Origin of the sequence: Bradyrhizobium sp. Rc3b (assembly GCF_900114915.1) — a bacterium.
Taxonomy (GTDB): domain Bacteria; phylum Pseudomonadota; class Alphaproteobacteria; order Rhizobiales; family Xanthobacteraceae; genus Bradyrhizobium.
This window is the reverse complement of the sequence record NZ_FOUS01000012.1, coordinates 233,876-250,710: the sequence shown is the minus strand read 5'-3', so window position 1 is coordinate 250,710 and position 16,835 is coordinate 233,876. Positions and strand designations below refer to the sequence as shown.

The following is a 16,835-nucleotide window of genomic DNA, read 5'->3' as shown; positions in this document are numbered from 1 at the left end:
CCGGATTACGCGGAGCCTGTCATCGGGCGGCGCTTTGCGCCGACCCGTTGGCTCCATCCGGGCTACGCGCCCGGCCACGCCCAAAGGTTGGATGTGACAAAACTCTCCCTTGCTCCGGCGCAGACAACCGGCTGTAATTGCAAATCAAATACCGCAGCGCAGAATTCAACGAGAACGCGCGGTTCATGCCAGGGAGAGCGGTCATGCATGGGACCATGGAGAGCGCGGCAAAGCTCGACGCATTGCGCGAGCGCGCCAACTCACTGCCGCTGGAGCAGTACGATCCGGGCGACCCGGAATTGTTCAGGACCGATGCGTTCTGGCCGTATTTCGATCGGCTGCGCCGGGAAGATCCCGTGCACTATTGCAAAGACTCGATGTTCGGGCCGTACTGGTCGGTGACGCGCTACAACGACATCATGGAGATCGAGACCAACCATTCGGTGTTCTCCTCGGCCTCCGCGCTCGGCGGCATCACCATCCGCGACATCGATCCGGACCTGCGCCGCGAGAGCTTCATCTCGATGGATCCGCCGCGCCATGCGGCGCAGCGCAAGACCGTGGCGCCGATGTTCACGCCGACGCATCTGGACAATCTCGCCCTCAACATCCGCAAGCGCTCGGCCGAGTGCCTGGACAACCTGCCCCGCGGCGAGGTGTTCGACTGGGTCGACCGCGTCTCGATCGAGCTCACCACGCAGATGCTCGCGGTGCTGTTCGACTTTCCCTGGGAGGACCGCCGCAAGCTGACGCGCTGGTCCGACATCGCCACCACCATCCCCGGCCCCGACGGCCTCGTCGCCACCGAAGACGAGCGTCAGGCCGAGCTGACCGAATGTGCCAGCTATTTCGCACGGCTGTGGAAGGAGCGCATCGCGCAGCCGCCGAAGAGCGATCTGTTGTCGATGATGGCGCATGGCGCCGCGACGCGCGACATGGACGCCAAGAACTTCCTCGGCAATCTCGTGCTTTTGATCGTCGGCGGCAACGACACGACGCGCAACACCATGTCGGGCTCGCTCCACGCGCTGAGCCAGCATCCGGAACAGTATCGCAAGCTGCGCGAGAACCCCGCATTGCTCGACAGTTTCGTGCCCGAAGTAATCCGCTGGCAGACGCCGCTGGCGCATATGCGGCGCACCGCGCTCACGGACTTCGAGTTCCGGGGCAAAGAGATCAAGAAAGGTGACAAAGTCGTGATGTGGTACGTCTCGGGTAACCGCGACGAGGAGGCGATCGAGAAGCCCTACGAATTCATCATCGACCGCGCCCGCCCGCGCACGCATCTGTCCTTCGGCTTCGGCATCCACCGCTGCGTGGGATTGCGGCTTGCCGAACTCCAGCTCAAGATTATTTGGGAAGAAATCCTTAGGCGGTTCGACCATATTGATGTGGTCGGCGAACCCAAGCGGGTCTATTCGAGTTTCGTGAAGGGTCTGGAAGAGCTGCCGGTGAAGATCGCGGCGTGAGTTGCGAACTATGCCACGACAATGCTGCGCCCCCTCTCCCGCTTGCGGGAGAGGGCTGGGGAGAGGGTATCTCCGCAACGGGACAATCCGGAGAAAACCCTCACCCGGCGCTACGCGCCGACCTCTCCCGCAAGCGGGAGAGGTCAGACAACCAATTGGAGCCACGACGATGAACATCCAAGCGCCGGTTAAAGTGGACAAGGCCGAACGCATGCGCAGGGCCCGCGAGGAGGCCTATGCGACGCCGTTGTCCCAATTCCACCCCGGCGCGCCCCGGCTGTTCCAGGACGACACGCTGTGGCCGTGGTTCGAGCGACTGCGCAAGGAAGAGCCGGTGCATTACTGCACCAACGCGCCGATCGAACCGTACTGGTCGGTGGTGAAGTACAACGACATCATGCATGTCGACACCAATCACGGCATCTTCTCCTCGGACTCTACGCTCGGCGGCATCTCGATCCGCGACGTGCCGGAAGGCTACGACTATCCGAGCTTCATCGCGATGGACCAGCCCAGGCATTCGTCGCAGCGCAAGACGGTGTCGCCGATGTTCACGCCGACACATCTGGACGAGCTGGCAAAGCTGATCCGCCAGCGCTCGCAGACGGTGCTCGACAATCTGCCGCGCAACGAGACCTTCAATTTCGTCGAGCGCGTCTCGATCGAGCTGACGACGCAGATGCTGGCGACCCTGTTCGACTTCCCCTGGGAGGAGCGGCGCAAGCTGACGCGCTGGTCGGATGTTTCGACCGCGCTGCCCAAGAGCGGCATCGTCGCCTCCGCCGAGGAACGCCGCCGCGAGATGGACGAGTGCTACGCCTACATGTCCAAGCTGTGGAACGAGCGCGTCAATTCGGCGCCGCGCAACGATCTGCTGTCGCTGATGGCCCACAACGACGCCACGCGGCACATGGACCCCGACAACCTCATGGGCAACATCATCCTGCTCATCGTCGGCGGCAACGATACCACGCGCAACACCATGACCGGCTCGGTGCTGGCGCTGAACGAGAACCCGGAGCAATACGACAGGCTACGCGCCAATCCGGAGCTGATCGACTCCATGGTGCCCGAAGTGATCCGCTGGCAGACGCCGCTGGCGCATATGCGCCGCACCGCGTTGCAAGACACCGAGGTCGGCGGCAAGCACATCAGGAAGGGCGACCGCGTCGTGATGTGGTACGTCTCCGGCAACCGCGACGAGGAGATGTTCGACAGGCCGAACGACTTCATCATCGACCGCCCGCGCCCGCGCACCCACCTCTCCTTCGGCTTCGGCATCCACCGCTGCGTCGGCATGCGCCTCGCCGAGCTGCAGCTGCGCATCGTCTGGGAAGAGATGCTGAAACGCTTCGACCGCATCGAGGTGGTCGGCGAGCCCAAGCGGATCTATTCGAGCTTCATCAAGGGGTACGAGACGCTGCCGGTCAGGATTCCGGGGTAGGCTGCTAATCGACTGCCCTGGGGCAATCGATCTCCTCAATCTCCACTGTCATGCCCCGCGAAGGCGGGGCATGACAGTACGCCGCGGCTTCTCGATTCTAGCCGCGCGGCCTCTGGAATACTGGATTGCCCGCCTTCGCGGGCAATGACACCGAGTGTGAATAAAGAGCGCGCTCCGAACGCCCCTAGAGCTCGCACCGCAGCTATAAAATTTCGGCATGACAGCTCGCGCCAGATGCGAAGGCAAGGCGGCGCCTGACTGTTCTACGACGTCAGCGCATCTAACTCAATTTGATGTCCCAGACGCCTTCCTTGCGGCAGGCCGCGACTTCCTCGCGCAGCAGCGCCGTGACGGCGAGCGAGGCCGTCGAGACCGGGCGGTCGATTGGAGAAGCGAAAATGAGCTCGCGTGTCATCGGCTTGGATACCGGCGCGGTTTCCAGCCGTCCCTCCGCGACCTCGCCGTGGACCGACGACGGCGGCAGCAGCGCGAAGCCGAGGCCCTTCTCGACCAGGCTCGTCAGCACGCGAAACGAATCCGCCTCGAGCTGGACGTCGAGCTTGATCTTGCGCTGGGCGGCCGCGTGCTCGATCAGCGCGCGGAGGCCGTGGGAATGACTGGGCAGCACCAGCCGTTGCCGGAGCAGCCAGCCGATGTCGACGCTCTTCTTGCGCGCGAGGCCGCAGCCGCGCGGGCCGACCGCCACGATGTTGTCGCGCCCCAGGCTCTCGACGTTGAGATGCAGATCGGCGGAGCGGCCGTAGAGGATGGCGAGATCCATCTCGCCGCGATGCAGCCATTCGACGAGATGGCCGCTGTAGCTCTCGACGATGCGCAGCGAGATGCCGGGGAATTTTTCGACGCAGCGCCGCGCAAAGCGCGCCGACAGCACGCAGCTCACGGTTGGAACGAGGCCAAGCACGACCTGGCCCGACGGCGGCCCCTTGGACGACTGGATGTCGTCGCGGATCTGGTCGATCTGCCGCACGATGCCGGAGGTGCGCGCCAGCAGCAGCCGGCCGGCTTCGGTCAACACCATGCCGCGGCCGTTGCGGGTGAAGAGTTCAGTTCGCAGCTCATGTTCCAGCAGCTTGATCTGCCGGGAGAGCGCCGGCTGCGCCACGCGCAACGTGTCGGAGGCCTTGGAGAGGCTGCCGAGCTCCGCCACGCAACTGAAGGTCCTGAGCTGCCGGAAATCCATGCTTGCCAATCCTGGAAGGCTACTCCATACGCTATAACAAATGAGCATAGGGGGCTGGCGTTGTTTTCACAACGCCTGAGGATCGGCCGGCGTTATCTTAACTGCCGCTAAGAACTGGAAACGCCATGAGTGAAGAACACCACACCGAAGATTACGCCGACATCCGTGAAGCCGTCGCAAAGCTCTGCGCCCAGTTCCCCGGCGAATATTGGCGCAAGCTCGATCGCGAGATGGCCTATCCCAAGGCCTTCGTCGACGCGCTGACAGCGGCCGGCTATCTCTCGGTGCTGATCCCCGAGGAATATGGCGGTGCGGGGCTGAAGCTCTCGGCGGCCGCGGCGATCCTGGAAGAGATCCAGCGCGCCGGCTGCAACGGCGGCGGCTGCCATGCCCAGATGTACACGATGGGCACCGTGCTGCGGCACGGCAATGCGGAGCAGAAGGCGAAATATTTGCCGAAGATCGCCAGCGGCGAATTGCGCCTGCAGGCCTTCGGCGTCACCGAGCCGACCAGCGGCACCGACACCTCCTCGCTGAAGACCTTCGCGCGCAAGGATGGCAACGACAGCTACATCGTCAACGGCCAGAAGATCTGGACCAGCCGCGCCGAGCATTCAGACCTGATGGTGCTGCTGGCGCGCACCACGCCGAAGGAGCAGGCCAAGAAGCGCACCGACGGACTGTCGGTGTTCATCGTCGACATGCGCGAGGCCAAGAACAACGGCCTCGAGATCCGCCCGATCCGCACCATGATGAACCATGCCACCACCGAAGTGTTCTTTACCGACATGAAGGTGCCGGCGGAGAACCTGATCGGCGAGGAAGGCAAGGGGTTTCGCTACATCCTCTCCGGCATGAATGCCGAGCGCATTTTGATCGCGGCGGAATGCGTCGGCGACGCCAAATGGTTCATCGCCAAGGCAACGAACTACGCCAAGGAGCGCAGCGTGTTCGGCCGGCCAATCGGCCAGAATCAGGGCATCCAGTTCCCGATCGCCAAGGCCTATGCCTCGATGCGCGCGGCCGAATTGATGGTGAAGGAAGCCACCCGCAAATACGAGGCCGGGCTCGACTGCGGCGCGGAGGCCAACATGGCAAAAATGCTGGCGGCGGATGCGTCCTGGGAAGCGGCGAACGCCTGCATCCAGACCCATGGCGGCTTTGGCTTCGCCGAGGAATACGACGTCGAGCGCAAGTTCCGCGAGACGCGGCTCTATCAGGTGGCACCGATCTCGACCAACCTCGTGCTCTCCTTCGTCGCCGAGCATGTGCTCGGCATGCCGCGCTCGTACTGAGGCCACCATCATGGGAGCATTGGACGGGATCAGGGTGATTGCGGTCGAGCAGGCGGTGGCGGCGCCGTTCTGCTCCTCGCGCCTGGCGGATGCCGGCGCCGAGGTGATCAAGATCGAGCGGCCCGAGGGCGATTTCGCCCGCGGCTATGACGCGGCGGCTAAGGGCCAGAGCAGCTATTTCGTCTGGCTCAACCGCGGCAAGCAATCGGCGGTGGTCGATCTCGCGACGAAAGAAGGCTGCGCCGAGCTGGAAAAGCTGATCGCCAGCGCCGACGTGCTGATCCAGAACCTGAAGCCGGGCTCGATGGACAAGCTCGGCTTCTCGCGCGAGCGGCTTTTGAAGGACTATCCGAAGCTGATCTCGTGCACGATCACCGGCTATGGCGACGAGGGTCCCTATGCACATCGCAAGGCCTATGATTTGCTGATCCAGGCCGAGAGCGGCCTCGCCTCGATCACCGGCAATCCCGATGGCGCCTCGCGCGTCGGCATGTCGATCGTCGACGTAGCCACCGGTGCCACCGCGCATGCGGCGATCCTGGAAGCGCTGATCGGACGCGGGCGCACCGGCAAGGGCTGTGACATCCGCATCTCTATGTTCGACGTGATGGCGGACTGGTGCACCGTGCCGCTGCTCAACTCCGAGGCCGGCAATCCGCCCAAGCGCATGGGCCTGCGCCATCCCTCGATCGCGCCCTACGGCGTGTTCACCTCGAAAGACGGCAAGGACATCCTGATCTCGATCCAGAGCGAACGCGAGTGGAAGACGCTGTGCGCGAAGGTGCTGGATCAACCCGATTTGCCCGCCGATCCCCGCGTCGCCAACATGGTCGAGCGCGTGCGCAACCGTGATTTCACCGACACGACGGTGGCGGATATCTTCGGCAAGATGACGCGCGACGAGCTGCTCAAGCGGCTCTCGGACGCCGACATCGCCTTTGCCGAGGTCAACACCATGGCCGACCTCACCAACCACCCGCATCTGCGCCGCATCGAGGTGGACACGCCGCAGGGACGTGTCAGCTATCCCGCGCCGGCGCCGATCGTCGTCGGCGAGACGCGCGCTTACGGCGCTGTGCCCGCCATCGGCGAAAAGCCAAAGTCCAAGAAGTAAGAAGAGCGAGGCGTCATGACCGAGAAGCTCGACATCGAACACTTGCGGCAATGGATCGGCCGCAGCACGGAGGCCACCGACATCGTCACCGCGCAGCTCGTGATGGGTTTGCGCGCGACGCTGTTCCAGGAGGTCGGCGAGCCCAGGAAGGGCGATGCCGCGCCGTTCACGGTGCATTGGTGCCTGGCGCAGCCGGTGTTTCCGATGTCGATGCTAGGGCCCGACGGCCACCCGACCCGCGGCGGCTTCCTGCCGCCGGTGCCGCTGCCGCGCCGGATGTGGGCCGGCGGCGAGATCGAGTTCCTGCAGCCGCTGCAGGTCGGCGATGAATCGACGCGGACCTCGCGCATTGCCGACGTGCAGGTCAAGACCGGCTCGACCGGCACGCTGTGCTTCGTCTCTGTCGAGCACAGCATCTCCTCGCCGCGCGGCACCGCGATCCGCGAGCGGCAGGACATCGTCTATCGTGAGATGACGAGCAACGCGCCCGCTGGCGCCAAGGCCCCGCCTCCGCCGCCGAAGGCGCAGCACCGCGATACCCATGTCTCCGATCCCGTGCTGCTGTTTCGTTATTCGGCGCTGACCTTCAACGGCCACCGCATCCATTACGACCGCGACTACGTCACCAAGGTCGAGGGTTATCCGGGCCTGATCTTCCACGGCCCGCTGCAGGCGGCGCTGATCATCGAGATGGCTGCGAAGCTGCACGGCGGCGAGGCGCCGAAGAAGTTTTCGTATCGCGGCCTGCAGCCGCTGTTCGAGGGCACCGAGTTCTCGGTCAACGCCAACGAGACCGCGGATGGCATGGAGCTGTGGACCGCGAATGCGGAGGGGCAGCCGACGATGAAGGGGACGGCGGTGTGGTGACGGCCTCTCCTCGTCATTGCGAATGTAATGACGATGTAGGAAGTTAGACCCTCAGCCTGAGGAGCGCGCCTCTTCGCGCGCGTCTCGAAGGGCGAGGCCACCAGCCGGGCCTTCATCCTTCGAGACGCGCGAAGACGCGCTCCTCAGGATGAGGAATTGAGAAGGGACGGAAACCATGGCCAAGAACGGCAAGCCCGGCAGCAAGTCCGTCACCGTCAAGCAGGCGACGCTCGACCTGCTGCGATCGTTCGGCATCGACAGGGTGTTCGGCAATCCCGGCTCGACCGAGCTGCCGTTCCTGAGCGACTGGCCCGATGACATCGACTACGTGCTGGCGCTGCAGGAGGCCTCCGCCGTCGGCATGGCCGACGGCTATGCGCAGGCAACCCGCAATGCCGGCTTCGTCAATCTGCATTCGGCCGCCGGCGTCGGCAACGCGCTCGGCAACATCTACACCGCGCACCGCAACCAGACCCCGCTGGTGATCACTGCGGGCCAGCAGGCGCGCTCGATCCTGCCGCTGCAGGCGTTCCTCTATGCCGAGCGCGCATCGGAATTTCCGCGGCCTTACGTGAAATACAGCGTCGAACCGGCGCGGCCCGAGGACGTGCCGGCCGCGATCGCGCGGGCCTATTACACCGCGATGCAGCCGCCATGCGGACCGACCTTCGTGTCGATCCCGATCGACGACTGGGCGCATGCCTGCGCGCCGATCGAGGCGCGCATGGTCAGCCGCGAGATCGGGCCCGAGCTTGAGCCAATGAAGGCACTGGTCGCTGCGCTCGCTAGCGCAAAGCACCCAGCCCTCGTCGTCGGCCCCGGAATCGACCGCGCCGGTGCGGTCGACCTGATGGTGCGCGTCGCCGAGAAGGCGAAGGCGAGCGTCTGGGTCAGCCCGTTCTCGGCGCGCTGCTCGTTTCCCGAGCGGCATCCGCAATTCTCAGGGTTTCTGCACGCCTCGCCGGCGCAACTCTCCGACGCACTGCGTGCGCACGATCTCGTCGTCGTCATCGGCGCGCCGGTGTTCACCTTCCATGTCGAGGGCCATGCCGCGATCTTCGACGGTGGTGCGACGATTTTTCAGATCACCGATGATGCGGATGCCGCGGCGGTCACGCCGGTCGGCACCAGCATCATCGCGACGATGAAGCCGGCACTGAGCACGCTGCTCGACCTGCTGCCGGAGACCAAACGCGCGGCCCCAAAGGGCCGCACGCTGCCGCCGGCGCCGCAGGCCGCCGATCCGCTGCCGGTCGAGTTCCTGCTGCATTCGCTGTCGCAGGCGATGCCGGATGGTGCGTCGCTCGTCGAGGAGGTTCCCTCGCACCGGCCGGCGATGCAAAAATTCATGCCGATGCGCGGCCATGACAGTTTTTACACCATGGCGAGCGGCGGCCTCGGCTACTCTCTGCCCGCCGCCGTCGGCATGGCACTCGGCAAGCCGAGCAGCCGCACGGTCTGCCTGATCGGCGACGGCTCGGCGATGTACTCGATCCAGGCGCTGTGGACCGCCGCGCAGCGCAAGCTGCCGCTGACCATCGTCGTCATCAACAATTCCGGCTACGGCGCGATGCGCTCGTTCAGCCAGGTGATGCAGGTGCGCAACGTGCCCGGGCTGGAGCTGCCGGGCATCGATTTCGTCCGGCTCGCCGAAGGCATGGGCTGCCATGCGGTGCGGGTCAGCAAGGCCGCCGAGCTCGGCGAGGCGCTGAGGCAAGGGATGGCATTCGAGGGCACGAGCCTGGTCGAGGTCGTCGTGGATTCGGCGGTGCCGGTGCTGTACGGGCAGAAGCATTGACGCTGTCGTCCCTGCCTAGTGTGCAATTGCGCACGGGGCGCAGGGACCCATACCGCGTGATCTATCGGTAAGGCGCGGTGTCAGTACCGCGGGCAAAAATACAACCAGTCTTCGCCAAACTTCTCCCTGGGGTTATGGGTCCCCGCGTTCGCGGGGACGACACTGAGTTTGTTGCGCCACCGTCCAAAAACCTACGACGCCAAAAACCCCCCGTCCGCCGCGAGCACGTGCCCGACCACATAGGACGACGCATCCGACGACAGCCACACCACCGCCTCGGCCACCTCCTCCGGATTCCCCATCCTCCGCAACGGCAGGCCGGCGCTGACGGTTGCGACATCGCCGACGCCGGCGCGCAGCATCATGTCGGTGACGACGCGGCCCGGCGCGATGGCGTTGATGCGGATGCCGCGCGGGGCGTTCTCCAGCGCGGCCGAGCGCGTCAGCGAGATCGCGGCGGCCTTCGAGGCCGAATAGAGCGAGAAGCCGGGGTTGGGATTGCGCACGCCGCTGACAGAAGCGTTGACGACGATGCTGCCGCGGCCCTGCGCCAGCATCGCCGGCAGCTGATGGCGCAGGCACAGGAACAGCGCGCGGACATTGGTGTCGAACACGCTGTCGTAGATATCAGTGCCCTGCTCTTCCAGCGGCGCGCGGCGCTCCTGGAAGCCGGCATTGTTGAAGGCGACGTCGAGCCTGCCGCAACGTTCAATGGCGGTGCCGACGAGGCGCGCGACGTCGTCCTCGCGCGTGATGTCGGTCTTGAGCGGGATCGCCTCGACACCGAGTTCGCGGCATGAAGCGGCGGTCGCCTCGATCTCGGCCTCGCGCCGGCCCGCGACGATGATCGCCTCGGCGCCTTCGGTCGCCATCCGCAACGCTGTGGCGCGGCCGATGCCGCTGCCGCCGCCCGTGACGAGGCAGACCTTGCCCCGCATCCGCTGACCTGCCGGCAAAGCTCCGCTCATGGCTCACTCCAAAACCCTTGCGCGCGCCGCTGCACGCATATAGTTGTATGATACAACTATACACCAGGAGTCAAGATGGCCGAGCTTGCGCTGATCGACGACATTCGCGCCGCCTCGCGGTTGATGGTGCGCGAGCTCGGCTTCATGGATGCCACGGTGGCGGCCTCGGACTATCCGCCGTCGGCCGTGCACACCATCCTGGAGATCGGCATCCGCGGTCCGATGACCTCAGCCGAGCTCGGCGATTTCCTGCGGCTGGAGAAATCCAGCGTCAGCCGCCTGGTGCGCAAGCTGATCGACTGCGGCGAGCTCAGGGAGACGCCGGATGAGAATGATGCCCGCAGCAAGCTATTGTCGCTGACGGCGAAGGGCCGGCGCACGCTGGAGGCGCTGCACGCGTTCGGCCGGCAGCAGGTCCGCGGCGCGCTGGCGGCGCTGACGGCGGCGGAGCAGCGCACCGTGCGCGACGGCATGATGCTCTATGCGCGGGCGCTGCGGGCGAGCCGGGTGGAGGAGACGTTGCCTCGGTAACCACCGGTGTCGTCCCTGCGAACGCAGGGACCCATACCGCGTGATTTATCCGTAAAGCGCAGGTGTCAGTACCGCGCGCAAGAACATCTACCAGTCTTCGCCAAACTTCTCCCTGTGGTTATGGGTCCCTGCTTTCGCAGGGACGACAGCGAGTGTTTGGCGCGAGTGTGCCTCAATCGCACCGACATCACGGCTACTTCCCGAACTCCTCCCGCATCTTCGCCTGGATCTTGGCCATGCCGCCGATCCAGCGATCGTAATTCTCGGTCTTCTTGCGCATATAGCCGAGCACTTGCGGATGCGGCAGGATCAGGAACGTCTCCTGCTCGAGGCCGGCGAGCACGTCTTTCGCCACCTGCTCCGGCGTGAGATCGCCGTCACCGGATTGCGGGCCCTTCGGGATCGAGCGCAGCATGTTGGTGTCGACGCCCTGCGGGCAGAGGATCGAGACCTTGATGTTGTCGGCCTTGTGCGAGATTGCGAGATTCTCGGCAAAGCCGACCGCGGCGTGCTTGGTGGTGGAATAAGCCGGGCTGCCGACCTGCGACAGCAGGCCCGCGGCCGAGATGGTGTTGAGGAAATAGCCGCCACCGCGCGCCTTCATGCGCGGGATCAGATGCCGCGCCGCATAGACATGGGCCATGACGTGGATCGCCCAGCTGCGCTGCCACGGTTCATCCGAGGCGCCGCCGGCATTAACCGACATCGGATCGAAGCCGCCGCCGATGCCGGCATTGGAGCAGAACAGGGCGATGGGGCCGAACTGCCGCTCGGTCTCCTCGATGACGTGCGAGATGTCTTTCTCCTGCGCGACATCGCATTTGAAAGCCGCGCCATCCACCATGGCCGCGACCGCCCTCGCATTGGCGGCGTCCATATCCGCGACGACGACCTTGGCTGCGCCCGCATTGTAAAACGCCTCGCACAGCGCCTTGCCGATGCCGTTTGCGCCGCCCGTGACGACCACGACCTTGCCGGTCACCTGCATGCGACGTCTCCTCTTGTCTTATACCGCTTCCTGGAAGACCCCTTTGGGTCTTGCTCAGCTCAACATGAGGTCGAGCACCGCAGTATAATGGCACGCCGCGCCGGCCAACACAAAGCCGTGCCAGATCGCATTCTGAAAGCGCAGCCGCCGCCAGGCATGGAAGATCACGCCAAAGCTGTAGAGCAGTCCGCCCGCAAGGATGAAGCCCAGCACCAGCGCGGGCAGCGCCCGGACCACGGCGTCGTAGAGCATCACGCCGCTCCAGCCCATCGCGAGATAGATGCCGACCGAGACGCGGTCGAACCGGCCGGGATAAAAGAGCTTCAGCACGATGCCGAGGATGGCGACACACCAGACGCCGGCGAGCAGCACCAGCGCGAATCCACTGTCCTTCACCTCTAGGATGAACGGCGTATAGGTCGCCGCGATCAGCAGATAGATCGCGGAGTGGTCGAACCGCCGCAGCAGCCATTTGGCTGGCGACACCGGCCAGAGATTATAAGTTGCCGACAGCACCAGCATCGAGAGCAGGCCGGCGACGTAGATCGAGACGCCGACGATGTCGATCGTATTGGCATAGACCACCGTCAGCACCACCAGCACGGTCGCGGCGATGAGGCCGAAGAGGACGCCGATCGCGTGGATGACGCCGTCGGCGATCAGCTCGGCGCGGTCGTAATTCCAGCCGATCACGTCGGCTGCGGCGTGGACGGAGGTGGATGCGAATTCTTTCAGTTGGAAGACGGTCATGGCAATCCGCAAGATGAGGCAATGTCCTCTTGTATGGGTCTTTCGGGATCGGCGCGTCGTTCAAACGGCTGATTTTCCGACAAAGACGGTGGAAGTATGGAGCTTGATTTTCTTCACGCAATTGCCACTTTTGTGATCGGTCACACAGTCCCGCCGCCCCCGATCCATTAACGTTCATATGGCATTCAGTTTCCAGGATATGGTCGAAGAAGCGCGCTTGTCCGCGCAGGCGCTGATCGACTATGGCGAGCACTTCTTCAACCCGACGGTGCGGTTAGGCGTTACCGGCCTGTCGCGGGCCGGCAAGACCGTGTTCATCACCGCGCTGATCCACGGCCTCACCCGCGGCGGCCGCTTTCCGGTGTTCGACGCTTACGCCTCGGGCCGGATCGCGCGCGCGCATCTGGCGCCGCAGCCCGACGATGCCGTGCCGCGTTTTGCATATGAGAGCCATCTGCGCGCGCTGGTCGAGGAGCGACGCTGGCCGAACTCGACCGTCGACATCAGCGAGCTCAGGCTCGTCATCGACTATCAGCGCCCGAACGGCGCCGATCGCACGCTGACCCTCGACATCGTCGACTATCCCGGCGAGTGGTTGCTCGACCTGCCGCTGCTGCAGAAGAGCTTTGAGCAATGGTCGGCGGAGAGCCTTGCGCTGTCGCGCGAGGCGCCGCGCGCTCCTCTCGCCAGCGAATGGCACGCGCATCTGGCAACGCTCAAGCCCGACGCACGCGAGGACGAGCAGGCGACGCTGACGGCCGCAAGCCTCTTCACCGACTATTTGCGCGCCTGCCGCGACGAGCGCTTTGCGATGAGCCTGTTGCCGCCCGGCCGCTTCCTGATGCCCGGCAATCTCGCAGGCTCCCCGGCACTGACCTTCGCGCCGCTCGACGTGCCGATCGGCGGGCAGGCGCCGGAGGGATCGCTGTGGGCGATGATGGTGCGCCGCTTCGAGGCCTACAAGGACGTCGTGGTGCGGCCGTTCTTCAGGGATCATTTTGCCCGGCTCGATCGCCAGATCGTGCTGGCCGACGCACTGTCCGCGTTCAACTCCGGACCCGAGGCGCTGCACGATCTCGAAGCCGCCCTCGCCGGCATTCTCGATTGCTTCAACATCGGCCGCAGCACGTTTCTCTCCAGCCTGTTCCGCCCGCGCATCGACCGCATCCTGTTCGCGGCGACCAAGGCCGACCATCTGCACCATTCCAGCCACGACCGGCTCGAGGCCGTGCTGCGCCGCGCCGTCTCGGGCGCCGTTGCGCGCGCGGAAAATACCGGCGCGGCGATCGACGTGGTGGCGCTCGCCGCGGTACGTGCCACACGAGAAGCCCAAGTCGCGCGCGGCCGCGACAAATTGCCGTCGATCCTGGGAACACCGGCCGCGGGCGAAAGCGCCGGCGGTGAATTCTTCGACGGCAACACGGAAGTAGCGACCTTTCCGGGCGATTTGCCGCTGGATCCCGAGCCGCTGTTCAACGGCAATGCCGCGTTCCGCGGCCTCGCAACCGAGACCGCCGGGACAAGCGATTTCCGCTTCCTGCGCTTCCGTCCGCCCACACTCGACCGCGAGGGCACCGAGCCGCCGACGCTGCCTCACATTCGCCTCGACCGTGCCTTGCAGTTCCTGATCGGAGACAAGCTCGCATGAACGACCGATCGAAGCCACGGCGGCCGGCAACGTTCCGGCTCGACGATCCCGGCGTCGTCGTCACCGAAGCCGACGAGACGGCACGGCTTGGCCGCGCCACGATCCAGATCACGCCGGAGCACGATCCGCAGGCGCTGCCGGTGCCGATCGAGGCCGCGCGGCCGGCGCGGCGCGGATTTCCCTGGGGTACGCTGTTCTGGTCAGGCCTCGCCGGGCTGACGCTGCTCGGCACCGGGCTCGGCGTGGTGCATCTGATCGAGGACCTGTTCGCGCGCAGCGAAACGCTCGGCTACCTCGGTCTCGCCTTTGCGCTCGTCACCGCGCTGGCGCTTGCGGTGGTGATCGGCCGCGAGGCACTCGGCCTGGCGCGGCTGGCGACGATCGAGCAGTTGCATGCGCGCGCCGCCGCTGTGCTCGCCAGCGACGACCGCAAGGAAAGCCGCGTCATCGTCCAGGATCTGCTCAAGATCGCGCACCAGAACCCGCAGCTCGCACGCGCCCGCGCGACGCTGGAGAGTCACACCGGCGAGATCATCGACGGCGCCGACATGATCCGGCTCGCCGAGCGCGAGCTGATGTCGCCGCTGGATGCGGAGGCACGGCGGCTGGTATCGTCGGCGGCGCAAAAGGTTTCGATCGTGACCGCAGTCTCGCCCCGCGCCGCGATCGATGTGCTGTTCGTGTTCGTCGCCGCACTGCGCCTGATCCGCCAGCTCGCTTATCTCTACGGCGGCCGCCCCGGCGCGCTCGGCATGATCCGCCTGCTCCGCCACGTCATCGCCCATCTCGCCATCACCGGCGGCATGGCCGCGAGCGACAGCCTGGTGCAGCAGATGCTCGGCCACGGTATCGCGGCAAAGCTGTCGCAGCGCTTGGGCGAAGGCGTGCTGAACGGATTGCTGACGGCACGGCTGGGACTGGCGGCAATCGCCGTCACAAGGCCGCTGCCGTTTGCGGCATTGCCGCCGCCGAAGCTGTCGGACCTCGCGACGGATCTGCTGCGGAAGAAGGACGAGGAGGAGTAGCGGCAAGACGGGTGAGGGCTCTCTCCGCAAGACCGGAATCGTAGGGTGGGCAAAGGCGCGCTTGCGCCGTGCCCACCATCTCTCTCGATCGCAAAGATGCGTGGGCACGCTTCGCTTTGCCCACCCTACGATACTGCCCGTGTGGAGAAATCACCCCACACCGCTCGCGCTGCGCGCTCCCGCTTTTCAAACTCCCCCGCCAGCACCTTCCACCAAAACAGCGGCGAATCCTTCGGCGGTGACAACTCCGGCGTCCAATCGGTGAGCTTCTCGATCACGTAGGTATCCGCGAGAACACCGCGCCAGCGGCGCTCGACTTCGCCGAGATGCTCGCGCTTCGCCGGGATGTTCTCCCACAACGAAGACCGATTGTCCGGCTCGCGGCCGACATAGATGCCGGCATGGCCCTTGATCCGGTCCATGCCGGGATCGCGGAAATCCTGGAAGCGGCCGCGCTCGTTGATCTCGATGACGGGCACGCGGCCCCGGAACAGCCAGCGCATCATGGCATAGGTGCGATAGTCCGTGGTCGCGATCCAGGTCGCGCCTGTTTCGTCGAGCGCGGCCTGCGCGCGCGCGGCGACCTGCTCGTAGCCGGCTTCCGCGCCGATCGGGTCGATCTTGCCGAGCAGATTCCAGGGCGCGGCGACGTAATAAAGGAACACGATCACGACGAAGGCGATGCCGGAGACGACAGCGGTCTTGGCCCAGAACAGCGACGACCTCAGCATGCGTGGCGACCAATCCTCCTTCATCATCGCCGCGAGGTTCACGGCCGCGGCGGCGAAGCCGACCGGCCACATGAACATCGGCCAGGTGTCGCCGACCCGAAGCGTGGTCGACTTAAAGAGGAAATAGGCGAACGGCACCAGCACCGCCGTCGACAAGAGAATTCCAACGGGCTCGCGCGTGCGATAGCCGCGCCATGCCGTCAGCACCAGGCCGGTCAGCACCACCGGCAGCATGACGAAGCCGACCAGACCGAACTGCAGGCCGATGAAGTCACCGATGGTCCGCAGCGAGATGCCGTAATTGGCGGTGGCGCGTACGCCCTGGAAACGAAACGAGGCCCAATCGTGCTGCGCGTTCCAGATCAGCACCGGCGAGAACACGGCGATTGCGACCAGCACCGCGAGATAAGGATAGGGGCTGCGCAGCCAGCGCCAGCGCCAATCCGGTACCAGCAGAAAAGCGGCAACCGCCGGGGCGAACATGATCGCGGTGAATTTCGACAGCATCGAGAGGCCGGCGAACAGACCGGCCGCAAGCCACCAGCGTCCGTCGCCGCTCTGCGCCAGCCGCACCAGCGACCACATCATCGCCACCGCGAACGGGATCATGGCGACATCGGGCGCCACCTTGGCCATCAGCAGGCCGTAGTAAAGTGCAGCTTCCGGCATCAGCACCGCGAACAATACGGCGCGCACATCATGGGTGAGGCGGCGGACAATGTCGGCGAGCAGCAGCTGCGTGACGAGCATCGCGACGATGCCGCCGAAGCGGACCCCGAGCGTGGTGTCGCCGAAGTTCGCGGTTCCGAAACGGATCAGCCAGGCGATGCCCGGGGGATGATCGAGGAAGCTCAGCGCCCCCTCCTTCGACCAGGTCCAATAATAGGCCTCGTCGGTGCGCAGCTCGATGGCGGAGGCGTAGACGATGCGCAGCAGCGTCATTGCGGCGATGATCGCTACGGCCATGACGAGGGGACGGCGCGAGGCGCCGCCAGAGGGCATGGTG

General features: G+C 65.3%; 14 protein-coding genes. 9 read left to right on the top strand and 5 right to left on the bottom strand.

Annotation, left to right across the window (positions count from 1 at the left end; genetic code table 11):
- Window positions 1-203: 203 nt before the first annotated feature.
- Window positions 204-1,469, top strand: coding sequence for a cytochrome P450 (locus tag BM190_RS27740; protein WP_092260831.1), 1,266 nt, complete (start codon window positions 204-206; stop codon window positions 1,467-1,469).
- Window positions 1,470-1,638: 169 nt separating this feature from the next.
- Window positions 1,639-2,913: a cytochrome P450 gene (locus tag BM190_RS27735; protein WP_177237318.1), complete on the top strand. Its 1,275-nt coding sequence runs from the start codon at window positions 1,639-1,641 to the stop codon at window positions 2,911-2,913.
- A gap of 280 nt (window positions 2,914-3,193) precedes the next feature.
- On the opposite strand, the gene BM190_RS27730 is transcribed toward BM190_RS27735, so the two are convergent.
- Window positions 3,194-4,114 (bottom strand): LysR substrate-binding domain-containing protein, encoded by a 921-nt coding sequence (locus BM190_RS27730; protein WP_092260752.1) that lies wholly within the window; start codon window positions 4,112-4,114, stop codon window positions 3,194-3,196.
- A 125-nt stretch (window positions 4,115-4,239) separates the two neighbouring features.
- Between BM190_RS27730 and BM190_RS27725 the strand changes: the two genes are divergently transcribed.
- The 4 genes from BM190_RS27725 (at window position 4,240) to mdlC (ending at window position 9,188) form a co-directional block, all read left to right on the top strand.
- Window positions 4,240-5,409 (top strand): acyl-CoA dehydrogenase family protein, encoded by a 1,170-nt coding sequence (locus BM190_RS27725; RefSeq protein ID WP_018317224.1) that lies wholly within the window; start codon window positions 4,240-4,242, stop codon window positions 5,407-5,409.
- A gap of 10 nt (window positions 5,410-5,419) precedes the next feature.
- The gene (locus tag BM190_RS27720; RefSeq protein WP_177237317.1) at window positions 5,420-6,523 is read left to right on the top strand and encodes a CaiB/BaiF CoA transferase family protein; all 1,104 of its coding nucleotides are present in this window, start codon (window positions 5,420-5,422) and stop codon (window positions 6,521-6,523) included.
- 15 nt (window positions 6,524-6,538) lie between these two features.
- The gene (locus BM190_RS27715; protein WP_092260748.1) at window positions 6,539-7,390 is read left to right on the top strand and encodes an HTD2 family dehydratase; all 852 of its coding nucleotides are present in this window, start codon (window positions 6,539-6,541) and stop codon (window positions 7,388-7,390) included.
- A 175-nt stretch (window positions 7,391-7,565) separates the two neighbouring features.
- On the top strand, window positions 7,566-9,188 hold the full coding sequence (gene mdlC, locus BM190_RS27710; protein ID WP_092260746.1) for a benzoylformate decarboxylase: 1,623 nt from the start codon (window positions 7,566-7,568) through the stop codon (window positions 9,186-9,188).
- Between the two features lie 191 nt (window positions 9,189-9,379).
- Here the strand turns inward: mdlC and BM190_RS27705 are convergent, their stop codons facing one another.
- Complete coding sequence (locus BM190_RS27705; protein WP_092260744.1) at window positions 9,380-10,156, bottom strand: SDR family NAD(P)-dependent oxidoreductase; 777 nt, start codon at window positions 10,154-10,156, stop codon at window positions 9,380-9,382.
- 75 nt (window positions 10,157-10,231) lie between these two features.
- Here BM190_RS27705 and BM190_RS27700 point away from each other — a divergent pair, with 75 nt between their 5' ends.
- Window positions 10,232-10,687: a MarR family winged helix-turn-helix transcriptional regulator gene (locus BM190_RS27700; RefSeq protein ID WP_092260742.1), complete on the top strand. Its 456-nt coding sequence runs from the start codon at window positions 10,232-10,234 to the stop codon at window positions 10,685-10,687.
- Between the two features lie 193 nt (window positions 10,688-10,880).
- Here the strand turns inward: BM190_RS27700 and BM190_RS27695 are convergent, their stop codons facing one another.
- Both BM190_RS27695 and trhA read right to left on the bottom strand, forming a co-directional pair.
- Window positions 10,881-11,675, bottom strand: coding sequence for an SDR family oxidoreductase (locus BM190_RS27695; RefSeq protein WP_018317230.1), 795 nt, complete (start codon window positions 11,673-11,675; stop codon window positions 10,881-10,883).
- Window positions 11,676-11,729: 54 nt separating this feature from the next.
- On the bottom strand, window positions 11,730-12,425 hold the full coding sequence (gene trhA, locus BM190_RS27690; RefSeq protein ID WP_092260740.1) for a PAQR family membrane homeostasis protein TrhA: 696 nt from the start codon (window positions 12,423-12,425) through the stop codon (window positions 11,730-11,732).
- Window positions 12,426-12,603: 178 nt separating this feature from the next.
- Between trhA and BM190_RS27685 the strand changes: the two genes are divergently transcribed.
- Both BM190_RS27685 and BM190_RS27680 read left to right on the top strand, forming a co-directional pair.
- On the top strand, window positions 12,604-14,073 hold the full coding sequence (locus tag BM190_RS27685) for a YcjX family GTP-binding protein (protein ID WP_092260737.1): 1,470 nt from the start codon (window positions 12,604-12,606) through the stop codon (window positions 14,071-14,073).
- On the top strand, window positions 14,070-15,098 hold the full coding sequence (locus tag BM190_RS27680) for a YcjF family protein (protein WP_092260735.1): 1,029 nt from the start codon (window positions 14,070-14,072) through the stop codon (window positions 15,096-15,098). The genes BM190_RS27685 and BM190_RS27680 overlap by 4 nt, the downstream gene beginning before the upstream one ends.
- A gap of 125 nt (window positions 15,099-15,223) precedes the next feature.
- Here the strand turns inward: BM190_RS27680 and BM190_RS27675 are convergent, their stop codons facing one another.
- On the bottom strand, window positions 15,224-16,831 hold the full coding sequence (locus BM190_RS27675; RefSeq protein WP_092260826.1) for a glycosyltransferase family 39 protein: 1,608 nt from the start codon (window positions 16,829-16,831) through the stop codon (window positions 15,224-15,226).
- Window positions 16,832-16,835 lie beyond the last annotated feature (4 nt).

Bases quoted from the DNA above. Each gene is read 5' to 3' on its own strand.
- BM190_RS27700 (WP_092260742.1), top strand. From the start codon at position 10,232: ATGGCCGAGCTTGCGCTGATCGACGACATTCGCGCCGCCTCGCGGTTG.
- BM190_RS27705 (WP_092260744.1), bottom strand. From the start codon at position 10,156: ATGAGCGGAGCTTTGCCGGCAGGTCAGCGGATGCGGGGCAAGGTCTGC.
- BM190_RS27720 (WP_177237317.1), top strand. From the start codon at position 5,420: ATGGGAGCATTGGACGGGATCAGGGTGATTGCGGTCGAGCAGGCGGTG.
- BM190_RS27740 (WP_092260831.1), top strand. From the start codon at position 204: ATGCATGGGACCATGGAGAGCGCGGCAAAGCTCGACGCATTGCGCGAG.
- BM190_RS27715 (WP_092260748.1), top strand. From the start codon at position 6,539: ATGACCGAGAAGCTCGACATCGAACACTTGCGGCAATGGATCGGCCGC.
- trhA (WP_092260740.1), bottom strand. From the start codon at position 12,425: ATGACCGTCTTCCAACTGAAAGAATTCGCATCCACCTCCGTCCACGCC.
- BM190_RS27735 (WP_177237318.1), top strand. From the start codon at position 1,639: ATGAACATCCAAGCGCCGGTTAAAGTGGACAAGGCCGAACGCATGCGC.
- BM190_RS27730 (WP_092260752.1), bottom strand. From the start codon at position 4,114: ATGGATTTCCGGCAGCTCAGGACCTTCAGTTGCGTGGCGGAGCTCGGC.
- mdlC (WP_092260746.1), top strand. From the start codon at position 7,566: ATGGCCAAGAACGGCAAGCCCGGCAGCAAGTCCGTCACCGTCAAGCAG.
- BM190_RS27725 (WP_018317224.1), top strand. From the start codon at position 4,240: ATGAGTGAAGAACACCACACCGAAGATTACGCCGACATCCGTGAAGCC.
- BM190_RS27685 (WP_092260737.1), top strand. From the start codon at position 12,604: ATGGCATTCAGTTTCCAGGATATGGTCGAAGAAGCGCGCTTGTCCGCG.
- BM190_RS27680 (WP_092260735.1), top strand. From the start codon at position 14,070: ATGAACGACCGATCGAAGCCACGGCGGCCGGCAACGTTCCGGCTCGAC.
- BM190_RS27695 (WP_018317230.1), bottom strand. From the start codon at position 11,675: ATGCAGGTGACCGGCAAGGTCGTGGTCGTCACGGGCGGCGCAAACGGC.
- BM190_RS27675 (WP_092260826.1), bottom strand. From the start codon at position 16,831: ATGCCCTCTGGCGGCGCCTCGCGCCGTCCCCTCGTCATGGCCGTAGCG.